The organism is Actinopolymorpha cephalotaxi, assembly GCF_013408535.1.
GTDB classification, from domain to species: domain Bacteria; phylum Actinomycetota; class Actinomycetes; order Propionibacteriales; family Actinopolymorphaceae; genus Actinopolymorpha; species Actinopolymorpha cephalotaxi.
On the sequence record NZ_JACBZA010000001.1, the window covers coordinates 3239838 to 3253862 of the forward strand.

Sequence of the window (14025 nt, forward strand, 5' to 3'; positions counted from 1 at the left end):
CCCTCTGACGTGCGGCGGTCGTGAATCGCGGTGGCGGTGACGCCGGTCGCTGATGCGCGGTTGGCGTCCTGAGCAGGTAGCGGTGGCGACCGGTCATGACGCCGCCTCTCCGGCAGTCGACGAGTGGGTGTCGGCCCGCTCGTCGGTGCTCTCGGTGGCGCTCGGCTGGTTGGCGGTTGTGGCGTCGAGTTCGGAGCGCCACTCACCGGCGTACTTCCGGCCGAGTGAGGCGCCGGCGTCCTTGCCGGCGGCGCGGTTCAGGTCGGCGCCACTTGGCATCCGGCCTGCGGCGACCTCGGCGTCCCAGTGGCGACGCATCGCCTGCTTGGCGCCACCGGGCCGCTCTGGCGTGTCGGTCTTGCGTACGCCACTCGTGGCCCGGGTTGGAGCCACATTCGGGGTGGCAGAGACGACGTGACGCCCGCCCGGCAGTGCCACCAAACCGACCGGGGTGACGCCACCGACACTGCCGAAGGCAGCGCTACTGGCGGCGTCACCCGAGGTGGTCGACGTGCCGGCGCTGCCCGTCACTTCCGCTCTGGCGCTAGCGGCAGCTGTGGCGGTGTGGCGGTAGGAGCGGTCGACGGCGGCGGTGAGCCGGTGGCGGAGTTCGGGGCCGACCTCGGCGGCCGCCAGCACCAGCAGTGGCGGCACCGAGTGCAGCACGATCCCCGACGGGGACGCGGCGCCCCAGGACTGCCAGGTGTTCATGACGTAGGTGGCGCCGAAAGTGAACCACTTCACCGCCCGCACGGTGCGGCCGGAGGCGATCCGGTAGCGGCCGGTTTCCTGCTCGGCCCACAGCACGCCGAGGAGGACGACCGACACCATCGGGTCCAGCAGCCACGCCACCGCCCACGGCAGTGACCCGGCCGGGGAGTCGCCTGCGGCGAATGCCTGCACGTTCGCGGCCGTGAATCCCAGGCCGAGCAGGATCCCGGCCCACATGCACCGGTCGACGCGCCGGCGAACCCGCTCCACTCGCAGTGCCACCACGTCCGGATGGACCTGGAGTCGCCGCAGTCGGGTGGCCTCCTCCGCTTCGACGGCGAGCTGTTCGACCGGCGATGCCTGCCCAGACTCACGGGCCGCAGGGTTGTTCCGCGGCGCCGGGCGGGTGGAGGTCTGCTGGGGCGTGTTCATGCAGCCTCACCCGCCCGGCGGCGGCCACCACCGGGGCGACGGCGGTGGTGGGTCCCGGGCTGGGAGGTGGGGGGAACCTCACCAGCCCGGGACGACTCGGGAGTCGACGCTCCGGCGTGCGGTGCGTCGGCGCGCAGCCTGGTCTGTACGAGTGGTCGGCGCTGGTCGGGGGTGGTGCCGCCCCAGATGCCCCAGGCGTCCAGGCCGCGGGCCTCATGGCGTACGGCGAGTTCCAGGCATGCCGCCCGGACCGGGCACGGCCCGCACAGCCGGTCGGCCTCGGCGGCCAGGAAGTCCGGAGCCTGGCGTTCGGGGTACCAGGCGTCCGGGTTCGCCTCCGGCTGGCGACACAGCCCGTCCGTCGCGGTGTGTTCCTCCAGCACGCGCAGCGGCAACCACTCCACCGGCGTGTCCAGCGCGGTCACCATGTCAGTGGTGGTCATCGGGTGGCCTCCTGGGCGGGTACGGCGCGGCGAGCGCACCGGCGGCGTTCGGACTCAGCGACCTCGCGGGCCAGCTGCGCGGCGCGTTCCAGCGCCTCGGCAGCCTCGACTTCCTTCGGATCGGGCCGGCCGTCGCGGTGCAGATGGATCGCGCCGAACCGCTCCGCAGCCAGCTCGGCGACCAGCGCCCGACGTTCAGCCGCGACCGCGTGCTCGTCCAGCACCACCTCGGTGTGCAGGCCCACCACGACACCCATCGCGTCAGACCCCTCCCCGCGTCAGGGACTGCGCCGCTTCCTGGGCGAGTTCTTGGGCGGTGCGCCGCCAGGTGGCGACCTCGCCCTCTAGACGTGCCGCGATCTCGGCCGCCATGTCCGGTCGTCCGGACGCGACGTGCCCGGCCACCACGCGCGCCCGCACAGCTACGCATTCGGCCCAGGAAGGCCAGCCCGCTTCGGCCTTGGCGATCAGCTCCTGCAGGTGTGTTTGGTGCCACTCCCCCGCGGCGGCGATCTCGCCGTCGTCTGTGGGCGGGTGGTCGACGCTGCCGTGCCAGCCGCAGCTGCACGCCGCGACGTAACCGGTGAAGTCCGCCGCCTGCGCCGTCCAGGTGCTCGTCAGGGACCCGTCCGGGAGTCGGCGGGCGGCGTAGCCCTCGTGGTCGGCGCCGATCAGTTCCGCGTACGCGCCGGCATAGACAGTCCCCATCAGCCCCACACCTCCGTGCGGCTGACCGCGGTAGGGCGGGCAGCGGCAGCGCCGGGGCGAAGCGACTGCTCCAGCGCCTCAGCGTCAGCGGCCAGCACCCGAGCGGCCGCATGATGGTCAGCCGCGTCCGGGTCGGTACGCCAGTAGCCGGCCCGCGCGGCCAGGTCCGCCGCAAGCGCCGCGTGCTGATCAGACAACCGGCGCAACACCTCGGCCACCAACGCGGCGAACTGATCGCCCACCGTCGCGGGTTCCCGTTCAGCGGTCATCAGGCCACACCGCCGGCCGGCACCCAGTCCCCGGCATCCACCACCGCCTGCGTACTCAGTGCGGCCTCGACCATGTCATCCAGCGCCTTCGCCGGCACGATCAGCCGGCCCCGGATCCGCACCGCCGGGAACTCCCCCGCGTGGATCGCGCGGTACAACGTCATCTCCGACGTGCCCAGGATCCGCGCCACCTCGGCGACGCTGTAGAACCGGCGCGGCTCCGCAGCCGCCGCCACACTCCTGCTCCGCAGCACTGACCTCACAGCACCTCTCCCCTCACATGGGCCGGAACTCTCATCCCGAGTCACTGTAACAGCTGTATTAGCTGTGTCGATACTCTGAGCAGAGGCGAGTCTCCCAGTACAGAACCCGCCTGCTTAGCCTTGCCGCGTGAGCGGCAGACCCCTCGACTACTCCGACCCGCAGCAGCCCTACCAGCAGGTCGCTGCGAGCCTGCGCGCCGCCATCACCTCCGGCGACATCGCCGTCGGGGACCAACTTCTGTCCGTACGCGAACTCGCCAAGGAGTACGGCGTCTCAGGCGGCACCATCCAGCAAGCCCTGCGCGTACTCCGTGAAGAAGGCCTCATCGTCACCTGGCAAGGCCGCGGCACCTTCGTCCGCCGCCGCGGCAACGACAAGGCCGGCGGTACCGACGCGGATGTCCCCACGATCATGCGCCGCCTTGACGAGATCCTCGACCGGATCGAACACCTCGAGGACCAGGTGGCCGCCGTCGAGGACGACCTGAAGAAGAAGCCTCGCCCGCCACGGCGCTGAGACGTCTCTCCAGCCGCTCAAGCCGAGCGGCTACCACTTCCAGGCGTGCCTGCACTGCCGCCACGGCCGGGTCATGCGTCCTACTGTCCTTCGGCCGATTTCCAGGGCCTCTGTCCATAGAGACCCAGTCGACGCCGCCATGAACCCGCAGACCACGAACGCAGACTGCACCTAGCCTGCACCTGCCTGACGTGGTTCTTCTACTGCCCGCTCCCGATGACGAGGATGGAGGAACCTCGTCATCGAGAGGATGGGCTATCCATGACCGCTACCGTTGTTACCCACACGCCTCCGGAGGGGAGCACCGTGGCCGTCTCGGGTAACGGAACTGCCGTCGGCGTCGTAGGCACGTGGGATGGTCGGCGAGCCAAGCTCCTGCGCCTCGCGCGCAGGTTCTCGACCGAAGCCTTCGCTCTTAAGCTCGGCGTCGGGGCGCGCACCGTGTCCAAGTGGGAGAGCCAGCCCGATGTCGTCCCTCGGATCGAGATTCAGCGGGCCCTGGACACCACTCTCGAGCATGCGACTACCTACGAACAAGTCCGCTTCGGCCTGTTCCTGGCGGCCGAAGGCGACACGTCGCCGGAGGCACCCCGCACCGTTCACCCAGGGCCGAGCGGCACAACGGATTCGCTGTTCGCGACCGCTACCCGGTCGACCATGCTGGACGCTGGCCGGATCGGCTCGAGGGTCGGTGACGATGTAATCGCCTATCTCTTCGAGTACGTCCACTCGCTTTCGCGCGACTACACCGAACGGCCACTCATCGAGGAGTTCGCGGACTTCCAGTTGATCCGCGACCAGGCCGTCGGCCTCCTGGAGAGGACCCGCCGACCGTCCGAGCTCGCCGATCTCAATGTGGTCATCGGCGAGTCAACCGCGCTGATGGCGTCCATCGGGTTCGACCTCGGCCGCTGGGACGACGCAGCGATGCTGGCCCGGGCGGCGACCATGTACGCGGAGAACGCAGGCCACGCGTCACTGGAGGCCTGGACGCTCGGGCTCCAGGGCACGCTCGCATTCTGGGCCGGAAAGCCAGAAGCCGCCCTGGACCACATCGAACTCGGGCTCACACGAGCACCATCCGGTGCCTCGCGATTCCGGCTCCGCTACATCGCCGCACGCGCCCACGCCGTCGCCGGCAACCCACAAGGCGCAGCCCAGATGCTCCAAGCGGCGCAACGCGACCGCGAAGACGCCGAACGCTCCGCCGATCCCCTTCACGACGGTATCGGCGGCGAGTTCGCGTTCGACGACGGCCGTGCTGCCGCATGCGCCACCTCCGTCTGGCTGGCAGTCAACGACGGCGAGCGAGTTGAGCGGGCCGCGGAACAGGCATTGAGGCTGTACGCGCGTGACGCACCCGACCGGTCGACGGCTTCTCCAGTCTTCGGGACACGCATTGACCTCGCTGCAGGTCGCCTACTGATGGGCGACCTAGCGGGCGCCGAAGCCCATCTGACGCCGGTACTGTCCGCGCCACCATCAACCCGGATGTCGCTGTCCGGCCGAATGGGCACAGTACGGCGCCTCCTCGCACGGCCACAATGGCAGCGCAACTCGCACGCCGGCGAACTAAGCAGCACAGTCTCCGACTGGCTGTCCGCTGGAGATGCAGAACTAAGCTAGATCCGCTGTCGACGATCAGATAATTCCCCAAATGACGATCACCCGGTACCCATGAGAACGACGTACCACGCAGCGCGGGCGTCTCGTGCTGCCGTAAGGAGATCCCTACCCGGACGGACCGATTGTGATTAAGAACAGGATCCGGCGGGGACTCTCACGATCGCCTCGGAACACAGCGCCACGAAATCCTTGGTTACCCGAGACCGCCCCGATCCGAGGTCGGATACCCAGCGTGTGGTTTTGCACCTCGTCAGGAGCACGCCGTCCGGGAAGATCTGGGTCTCCAGCAGGTTCAGGTTCACTCAGTTGTCCAGAGCAGCGAAGAACGGCGTGCCGCCGCCCACCGGGACCGAGTGGATGACGATCGGGTAATCGTAGATCAGCACGGCCCACTGCCGCCACGTCCATGGAGCCGCCATCCTCAGCGTTGAGCCGAGTGATCTCGGCGACAGCGTCGCCAGGACCCGGCGGGCGTTCCAGTCGACAGCAGTGGTCCTCGAGGACCCATGCCAAAAGCGTCCTGTGCCTGATGCTCGACGGTGGTGTTCCAGTTGATCTTGACACTGGTCGTGGTCGGTCGGACTGTTTCGGAGGCATTATCCGGGCGCCGCTGACAAAAGAAGCTGCGACTTCGGATGCGGCGCAAGTATCTACAGTTGGGCGGCGTGTCCTGGCAGTTGGTGCATCGCTTTTCGCGAACAACCCTCCACCACTACCAATCCTCAGCTAGATACATGCCCAACCATCGTGAGGATGGCCAACCCCGCCAGTCGGCCGATGCTGACGCGAGCCGGCCACGCTTAGTGTGAGCGTGTCTACTCGTACGTCGGCTTCGTCGATACACACTGCGCGCCACGTTGGACTACTGGCACTTTTCGCTCTTCCGAGGCTGCCGAACCGAGATTATTCTGAATGGCTGGCCGCTTTGCGCACGTTCGAGTACGTAGTCCACGATAGTTACGCCCGCCTTTTTTCCTGCAGCCCAGTCCACGCCCGCCTCTAGCGTAACAACCTTATTATTGATGGAAGTGATTGACCGGACTTTGGCAGGTTGATAATGACAGTTACTCCTGGTCGGATTGGTCTTCAGCGGAGGCCGGCCGCAACGTTTGATGTAACAAACAAAGTCGTCTTCAGTCTCAAAAGGCGGCTGGTGACCGTAGTAATCCAGTGGGTAATCGTAGAAATCATGCGTCACTGCCGACGATGTTCTACCATATTCTTTGACCGTTTCCGACAAATCGGAAAAAAATACTTCAATCTGATGTTTGGGATCGCACCCGGGCGGCAAATTGACTACAGGCGAAACTACCTCGTTCGGATCGAGCGTCGAGACACCCATATTCAGCCCGACAGTTGGGTATGAAGGATCGTACTCACGGATACCCTTCAGGAACTGTTCGGAGAAGTGGTCATCGTCGAATGAGGTTGTCCCCGCGTGTGTGACTCGCTTTGTGAGGGTCACATGTTCGCGGTTGTTGAGTGTGATCCGATATTTAACTTGGCCTGGGCCATTAGTAGTGAGATTGATCGTATAATTCAGCGGACCTGCACAGGCGTACCCTTCGGGGCTATCCCACTGAGCCTCCACCTCCACAACATGGAACATGTACCACCGGTTCATCAGAAGACTAAGGACAACCAATACGATGCCGAAAAGACCGAGAACTATTTGGCGACGTAGGCTGCCAATCCTCTCGATTCCTCCGTGCTTCCACTTGATGCCACCACCTAGGATGGCCAGGAAGATACACACCACACCAAATGCCCCGACGATCAGGCTTAATTTCACAGGCCCCCACGGAGTGCCTATGCTGGGCGGGCTATAGATAGCATCTGGCGTCGAACCACCAGCTGCGGCCGCAATTAGCGGTGTGATCCCGGTGAAAAATGTGGCCACGAGGGCCACGCACGCGAGGCGCCTTGACGACTTCGAGCGGCGATGGGCCATGTCTCCCCCAAAATAGGTTCACGGGTATTACTCCCGTATAGGGCAGCCTTGAAAGCCTGCATGCCCTAACTACTGCTAGTTGCGTCGATAGAATGGGCCGAAATTCTGCTGCACACGCGGCCGGTCGAGAAGGCCGGCTCCTGTTCGACTGCCCCAACCGTTGACGAAACTGCGCTACTCACCTAGCGTTCGTCGCACTCGGGGACGAATCACCGAATTGCCGGTGGCGGCTTCGACTACTCGGAACGGGTATTTCGAACTGACCGGTCACGGGGTGGTGGCCAAACCTCCCCTAGCGTCAGATCGGCACTTCAGGCTCGAGGGCGTGTGCCAGAGCAAGCGGGACGAGGTATCGAGAAGCGCGACGAAATTACTGCATTCGAACACCGTCTAGACATCGGGCCCCATCCCCCCACCAGCAGTCCACAATGGACCTCTGACGATCATCACTTCGAAGGGTACATGTCCAGACTTGTGCTGTCCGGAGTATGACGTACACAACCCGCCCACTCAGCCCGAGTGTCCGAAGCTTGCTTACGCGGCGAAGGGCCGTTTGATTGCGGGCATGCGGCGTATGCGACCGTGTTGGTGCGCCGAAGCGGATCCGGTTGGAGTTGTTGGGGAACCTCCCGACGCGGATTTACCCTCTTCTTCCTAGCATAGCCTGAAATTTCATACCTTTGGGGCTACGACCCGCTAATTCACATACGTGCTTGGGCACACTCTTGCTGGGACCTCGTAGCGGATTTGGGCCAACCACCGGTTGCGCCGTGGGTCGGCCCAACCCGACGCCGTTCGACCGGGGCCGCTTCCTTCGTGGAGCAGCGGGTTGGTCGCGCCACCGCCATGCTCAACGACCGAACCGATCCGGCTATACACGCGTCTGCGACAGCTGCAATGGTTCTGGTCCGCGGCCTTAAGTTTGCCCTCGACAGGATGCGACAAGCACCAAGCGGTCACGATCGCCGTGTCCGAGTCCACTTTGATTGTCGAACTCGATGGCGGCGAAACCCGCGTCGTCCAGGAACTTTCCGGTACGCCACTTGTAACCGACCCGTAGCGAGATGGTCTCGGGCCAGGGCGCGTTCCGGTCAGGGATTGGATCACCCGAGACCCTCCGTTGGCCCCCGGCAACAGCTTCCCCGTGCGGGCACTGGACACTGCGGGCGGCGTATTCAACGACCAGCACAGGCAGCTAGTTAGATCCGCCGACCATGGCGAGCAACTCGCGCTCACGCTCCGGGCTGAGTCCGAGTTCGACAGCCCGCTCGTGCATCTGCTCGGCCCCGGTCTCGACCAACCACTGCCACGTGTCTCGTACCGTTTCAGCCAGGGGGCGACAGTCAAGACCTGCACGTAGTGCAGGGGTCGAGTCGACTCTCCACACGCCCTCGAACGTCCGCCACAGCGGGAGCTCGGACCACTGGCGTACGCCCGCTTCGAGCAGCGCCTCGTCCGGGATCCACACGTACTCCGGATCCCCACCAGTCGCCTGCGCACACGCCGTAAGCAACCCGCCGAACGTCTCCCGACCTATCGGTGCCGTGACATTGAATGCCCCGGCGGTGCCGTGCTCGACACACCTGAGCGCGAACGCCGCGAGGTCGCGGACGTCGACGGGCTGAATCGACCGCTGCGGAGGTGCAGGCGCTACAACCCGTCCGCCCGCTGCAGCCCGCCGCAACCACCACGGAAGACGACCGACGTACTCACCAGGTCCGAGCACGACCCCCGGGCGCAGCACGGTCGTCCGCTCGGAGCCGAACACGTCTTTGACGGCGGCCTCGGTGCCCGCCTTCTGATAGCCATACTGTGTGGGCCCGTCCTCGGTGTCCTCCCCGAAGTCTGGCCCGGCGTCGGGTGGCGCTACAAGCAGTGGCGAGTCCTCGGACAGGGGCTCCACAGGCCAGCCAGCGTAGACGCTCACCGTCGAGATCAGCACGTACCGCGAAGCCACCGGTTCCAGGCGCCGGGCGACGGCGAGCATGTTGCGAGGAACATAGGCAGAGGTGTCCACCACGGCGTCCCAGGGCCCGCACTCCGCGAGACGTGAAACGTCAGCCTCGACGGATCGATCTCCTCGGATCGCTTGGACGCCGACGGGGTCCTCACCGGAGCGTCCGCGGTTGAACGTCGTTACGGCCCAACCGCAGCTCAACGCCTGGTAGACGACCTCGCGGCCTACGAACTTCGTCCCACCCAGCACCAGCAACCTCATGTCCCCGATGATGCCGTACTGCCCTCCAGCTACCTACGGAGCGGCCTTCGAGGGGAACGGGCGCAGGTACCGGCGCGACGACCGGCAGTGTCCCTCTATGAGTCCTCGGAGATGCCGGAGAGGGTGAACGCGTCGACCCAAGGGCGGTCAAGCGAACGAACCTCCATCTCGTACTCCCCCAGCCAGCGCGTGCTCGCGTCATGGTTACCCCATGCTCGGGCGAGCGTCTCAAGATGGCGCATGAGCTGGGGCAGGTCGTTAGGATCAGCATGGATACGAACCGGCTGGTCCCGCTGTCCCGTCTCCCGCCATCGCAGCCTGACCTCGAGGTTCTCTGAACACATCGACTGACTCCCTACGATTTCCACCTGTCACCTTTCCGAACGCGCCATTCAACCTCGACCCAGTAGCGGACCTCGCCCAGATTCTTCTGCACCGTCGAGGCGTTCATGGCCCGCCGTGGCCCGGTTCTGGCCGAACCCCTGGCGCGTCTTGAAGCATCACAAGCGATGCGGAAACCTCGCAGGTCAGGCAGGGGCCACAACCAAGAGGTCAGTGACGGGCTCGATTTCGTCTCCCTCCACCCGCAGGCGGTAGACACCGGGAGCGCCGGTGGGCAGCGCCACTTCCTGCACACCGTCCAGCACAGGGATCTCGACTGCGCTCTGAGGTTCGGCCTCGGCGCCAGGACCACCCACGTAGGTCAGCGATGCCCGCACCGCAAGGGTTGCCCACGTTGGAGACAACAGGAGTGGTGCTGGCTCACCCTGTCGGTGTACTTCAGCAATATCGACCTTAACCGTGACTGGAGCGATGAATTTGAAGTCGCCGAGGTTGATGTTTTGCATCCAGCCTCGCAGCTGCGTATGGACTCCATCAGCGTTCTGGAGACTGGCATGCTTGTCGCTGGAAAACATGGCTGTCGCGTCGCTGTTGGCCTCCTGGGGCGAGGCGGACACCCTTGGCACCGTCCCGTCACCACCGAGGTCCTTGTCACCGTAGGTGCGGAGGATCTCGAGGCGGCCACGAGCCCAGACGGCCGACTGGTTCGTCGGTTGCTCTATGCCCACCACCGGCCGGACTTGGTACCCCCGTTCCCGGTACTCATCGTCCTGGAGATGACGGGCCACAGCATCCTCGATTTCGCTATGGAAGGCCCGCGCCGATGCGATCTGTTGAGGCGTCAGTCGAGGCAATACCTCGGGGACCTCGGTGAGCCTAGCCATCTTGTCCTTGCCTACCTCGACGCACCGGTAGATTGGCAGTAGTTGGTGTACCGAGGTGAAAGAACACATCAGCTCGGTTAGGTCCACGAGGCCGAAGAACTTCTTGAATCCATGAGCGACGAACTCGACGGCATTGAGCGAGCCGCGGTACGGCGTGCCGAACGTGATTAGGCGGCGGGTGTCACGCCATCCCCCCAAGACCTCGAGGAAGTAGCGAGAGACTAGTCCGCCCATAGAGTGGCCGACGAGTACCAGCTTGGCATCCGGATACTGTTCGCGTCTTTTAGCCAGCCAGATCCTCGAACTCAGGGCGAGCTGATGCGCTGCGGCCCGGTTGTCCCGGCGCCAGTCGTAGGGCAGCTCGAAATAGTTTTCACCATCCGCAAGGTCGAACCGCCTGCGGAGGAAATCTCCAATTTTCGTGTATCCGTCTACTTTCCACAGACCGGGCACGAGGTGCGCGTCTGAGGCGACCCGGCCGGCTGTAACACCGTCGCCCAATTCTGGAGGCGATTTCGGCTCCTCGTCACCGGGCTCCTTCTCCGGCCATGGATCCTCAGTGAGCAGCATCGACTGCAAGCTGTGACCTCCGGAGAACAGGGCGCGGAAACCGGCTCCGGCCGTAAGTCCGAACACATCCTTGCCATCCTTCTGCAGGACGCTCCCGAGAATCCCCGGTATGAGCACAAATACGTCATGTTCCACGGTGACTCCTCTCTGTCGGCTGCCACCGCGCACGGCTGGCTACCGACTGCCGTAAGCGGTAGTGCCGGCCCAGTAGGTGACACTTGTCCGGTCCGCCGCATAGGCGTCCAGCTGAACGGCCCGATACGCCTGCAGCGGGGTAAGGCCTGAGCGGCGGTGACGGTGCCAGGCGACTGTGAACTGCCGTGAGACCGACTCGCGTACCGGCGGGACGTTGGCCAGAACGAACCTAGCCCCGGCCTCCAGGAAGGAAGCAGGGATACCAAGAGCATCGTCACCGACCAGCTCTATGCCACGCGTCGCCTGCGGCCGCCAGGCAGTGCTGCAGGCGCTGAGCACAACCTCCCGAAATGGAAGCGGATGTGAAAGCAGCTCCGCCGCATCGACCGTCGAGTCGGTGAGGACGAGGCCCGACGCAAGAGGTTCCGTTGCCTCGAGCGACCCGTGACCACTGAAGTGGAGAAGCGCGTAGCTGTCCTCGCAGGAGGCCGCGAGCTGCCAGAACGCCTCCTCCGTCGCCTCCGGGCCAGTTGGGGTTGGGCTCACGACTCGCCCCGGGTGAGCAGCGGCGACTTCAGCCAACTCCAGCGCCGAATCGGTAAGCGGCTTGTAAAGAGTCAGTCCGCTGTAGTCCGCGGCTCCAATTAACGCAACGGCGGGATCCGAGTCAGCGCCAGCATCCAGCAACGGGAGGCAGGCCAAGTTGGGAAGGATGCCAACGGCGGCGAGCTCGAAGAGCCGGCGCGGACCGATTCCCAGGCAAGCCCACGGGATTAGGTGCAGCACGCCGTGTGGAACGACGATTAGCATCTTGGTCCCGATCATTCGTGTTATGACCTCCGACGGGAGGACATCCTCCAAGCCGACTCCGCACTCGCCCGTGAGGTCGAAGAGACCCTCGACCGGCACACGCCTACGCAGATTGTCCGCGAATCGAGATATGGCTTCAGTGGTGGCGGACGAAAGCTGCTTCACTCCTGCCGTCGATCCATGCGCGTCGATGGCGACAGCGATGACCTGTGACCCGCGGTGGAAGAGAACCAGCACGGTGCGGTCGCCCAGTAGGGCGCGCACGCCGCCAATGTCGACCTCGGCGGGTTCGGACAGTGTGCGCCAGCGCGGCTCTCGGATGCGGATGGCTTCGAGCAGGATGTCGCGTTCGCCGAGCAGCCTTATACGCTCATGGATGGCGCCCGCGGGAGCCGACCCGGCGTATCTGGCGAAGGCGATGGCGTCGACCTGACGTGAGATCTCGTCGAAGCGCATCTCGGCCGTACTCCGCCGGGCGAGAGGAGTGCGCGGAATGCTGATCGCCGCAGACAGGGCGCGCGACTTTACCAGTTCGACGAACCAGGCGACGTCGTCCGCCTTCTTCTGCTCGCACGCCAGGTCGATGGCCTCCTGTGCCATGGGGAGCTTGTCCCGCAGGAATGTGGTGTCCAAGCGGTAACCCAAGGGCGCCCTCCTGAGCCGGTCGGCCGTGGTCATGGCCACCCCATACGCCGCGAGAGCGTCCACCGGCCGGTTCAACGCCGCCAGAGCGCGGGCGCGGCGCCACTGCAGTTTCCACCCGAGGTCAAGGTCGGGGTACGTGCCCTGGTCCGCAAAACCCGACTCCGCTGCGGCCAGTGCCTTGTCCGGGCTTCCGCCGAGGAGGAAAACATCAGACTGGAGCATGCGCAAGGCACCCAAGCGTGGCCGGACCTGCGGGTCCTCGAACGCAGGCGCGATCTGACGTAGCAGACGGTGGGCGTCTGCATAATCCCGCCGGGCACAGGCGATGCTCGCCAGGTGGTAGTCAACTCCAACCGCCAGGCCCATCTGGATGAAGAACGGCCGGGCTTCACGGAACAGCTTCTCCGCGCTGTCGTAATCTTCGACAGCCCGGTAATTACGCCCCTTGGCCTGGACTACTTCGTAAGCGAAATGGCGAAGCGCAAGGAGTTGCTCACCCTCGCGGGTGTTCGTGCCATGCGTTAGGATCTCTGACACCTGCCGGCGGAGCGCGGACTCCACCTCAGCAGCGGACGGCGGGCCTTGCGGCAACATCGGCACCACCCGTTGGTGCGCATTGTCCAGCGTTTGCAGCGCCCGGTCGTGGTCACCGAGCCACTCATACACATTCGCCAGTTGGAGTTCCGTCCTGACTGTCTCGAGAACGTCTCCCCTCTCGGCGAACACCTCGGCGGAGTCCTGCAGTCCGACCAGGGCATCATGGAAGCGCCCTTCGCCTGCTGCGTTCATCGCGCGGTCACGTCGGACCGCAGCGCTCACTTTCTGGTCGAGGTAACTGGCGACGATCTGGTCGACCTCCTGGCTCAGTTGCCGGGCGGCCACTCGGTCTCCCGCTGCCTTCTTGTGGTCGGCGTAGACCGACAACTGCTGCACCAAGGGCAGGGCGAGTGTCTGGAGATCAAAGAAGCCTGACGACTCCTCTTCGAAGCACGTTGCCTGCTCCACGAGCATGCGCGCCAGTCCCAGATACCGCTCGTAGAGAGCGTCCGAAGGGCGTGAGCCACCGTTAGCTAGCGCGAGAAGCGCCGCGCCGGCGCGCTCTTGGAGGATCGCGAGGTCGGCCAGATTCGGCGCCGGTCGAGATGTGTGCGGCATCTATGGACCCCCGATCGGACCGCGTCCTCTCATTCATCTTGCTCCACATCCTACGGGCCCGCCACTGCCCTTTCGTAACGTCCAGCCGGGCACAACGCCGGTGGGATCCCCCGTCACGCTTGGCGGACCGTACGAACTCGGTGGCGTTCCTCAACCCTTCTGGCACCTGAGAAAGAGGTGGGGCCGCGCGTACAACGCTGCTTGGTTGCGTCGAGTACCGAGCACCACCGATGCTCGCGCTGCCCGAAGCATCGCGGGTACCCCGCCAAGGGAGCCAAGAGAGTGGGCTAATGACCTTTCCGATTCGGCAGACAGGGCGGCATCGGTTGGTGATCATTGCAGTACC

12 protein-coding genes are annotated in these 14025 nt (G+C 65.1%); 2 read left to right on the forward strand and 10 right to left on the reverse strand.

Annotated features, from left to right (window positions below; all coding sequences use genetic code 11):
- Positions 1 to 93: 93 nt before the first annotated feature.
- Genes FHR37_RS14280 through FHR37_RS14305 form a run of 6 tightly spaced genes read right to left on the reverse strand, consistent with a single transcriptional unit; the run spans position 94 to position 2799 of the window.
- On the reverse strand, positions 94 to 1143 hold the full coding sequence (locus FHR37_RS14280) for a hypothetical protein (protein ID WP_092883477.1): 1050 nt from the start codon (positions 1141 to 1143) through the stop codon (positions 94 to 96).
- On the reverse strand, positions 1140 to 1586 hold the full coding sequence (locus FHR37_RS14285; protein ID WP_139238948.1) for a WhiB family transcriptional regulator: 447 nt from the start codon (positions 1584 to 1586) through the stop codon (positions 1140 to 1142). The genes FHR37_RS14280 and FHR37_RS14285 overlap by 4 nt, the downstream gene beginning before the upstream one ends.
- Entirely contained in the window at positions 1583 to 1843 is a 261-nt protein-coding gene (locus FHR37_RS14290) for a hypothetical protein (RefSeq protein ID WP_092883478.1), read from the reverse strand. The genes FHR37_RS14285 and FHR37_RS14290 overlap by 4 nt, the downstream gene beginning before the upstream one ends.
- Positions 1844 to 1847: 4 nt before the next feature.
- Positions 1848 to 2294 carry a hypothetical protein gene (locus FHR37_RS14295; protein WP_139238949.1) on the reverse strand — a complete coding sequence of 149 codons (447 nt, stop codon included), beginning with the start codon at positions 2292 to 2294 and terminating at the stop codon, positions 1848 to 1850.
- The gene (locus FHR37_RS14300; protein WP_092883480.1) at positions 2294 to 2563 is read right to left on the reverse strand and encodes a hypothetical protein; all 270 of its coding nucleotides are present in this window, start codon (positions 2561 to 2563) and stop codon (positions 2294 to 2296) included. Before FHR37_RS14300 ends, FHR37_RS14295 begins: the two co-directional genes overlap by 1 nt.
- Positions 2563 to 2799 (reverse strand): helix-turn-helix domain-containing protein, encoded by a 237-nt coding sequence (locus FHR37_RS14305; RefSeq protein WP_202818083.1) that lies wholly within the window; start codon positions 2797 to 2799, stop codon positions 2563 to 2565. Before FHR37_RS14305 ends, FHR37_RS14300 begins: the two co-directional genes overlap by 1 nt.
- 154 nt (positions 2800 to 2953) lie before the next feature.
- On the opposite strand from FHR37_RS14305, the gene FHR37_RS14310 reads away from it, so the two are divergent.
- A complete protein-coding gene (locus FHR37_RS14310) occupies positions 2954 to 3343 on the forward strand; it encodes a GntR family transcriptional regulator (RefSeq protein WP_092883482.1) in 390 nt (129 codons plus the stop codon).
- A gap of 261 nt (positions 3344 to 3604) precedes the next feature.
- On the forward strand, positions 3605 to 4969 hold the full coding sequence (locus tag FHR37_RS14315; protein ID WP_092883483.1) for a helix-turn-helix domain-containing protein: 1365 nt from the start codon (positions 3605 to 3607) through the stop codon (positions 4967 to 4969).
- Positions 4970 to 5831: 862 nt separating this feature from the next.
- Here FHR37_RS14315 and FHR37_RS14320 read toward each other — a convergent pair.
- The 4 genes from FHR37_RS14320 to FHR37_RS14335 all read right to left on the reverse strand — a co-directional run bounded on the left by FHR37_RS14320 (position 5832) and on the right by FHR37_RS14335 (position 13679).
- On the reverse strand, positions 5832 to 6878 hold the full coding sequence (locus FHR37_RS14320) for a hypothetical protein (RefSeq protein WP_139238950.1): 1047 nt from the start codon (positions 6876 to 6878) through the stop codon (positions 5832 to 5834).
- Between the two features lie 1237 nt (positions 6879 to 8115).
- Positions 8116 to 9138: an NAD-dependent epimerase/dehydratase family protein gene (locus FHR37_RS14325; RefSeq protein WP_092883484.1), complete on the reverse strand. Its 1023-nt coding sequence runs from the start codon at positions 9136 to 9138 to the stop codon at positions 8116 to 8118.
- A gap of 527 nt (positions 9139 to 9665) precedes the next feature.
- Positions 9666 to 11069, reverse strand: coding sequence for an esterase/lipase family protein (locus FHR37_RS14330; RefSeq protein ID WP_139238951.1), 1404 nt, complete (start codon positions 11067 to 11069; stop codon positions 9666 to 9668).
- Between the two features lie 39 nt (positions 11070 to 11108).
- A complete protein-coding gene (locus FHR37_RS14335) occupies positions 11109 to 13679 on the reverse strand; it encodes a CHAT domain-containing protein (protein ID WP_092883487.1) in 2571 nt (856 codons plus the stop codon).
- Positions 13680 to 14025 lie beyond the last annotated feature (346 nt).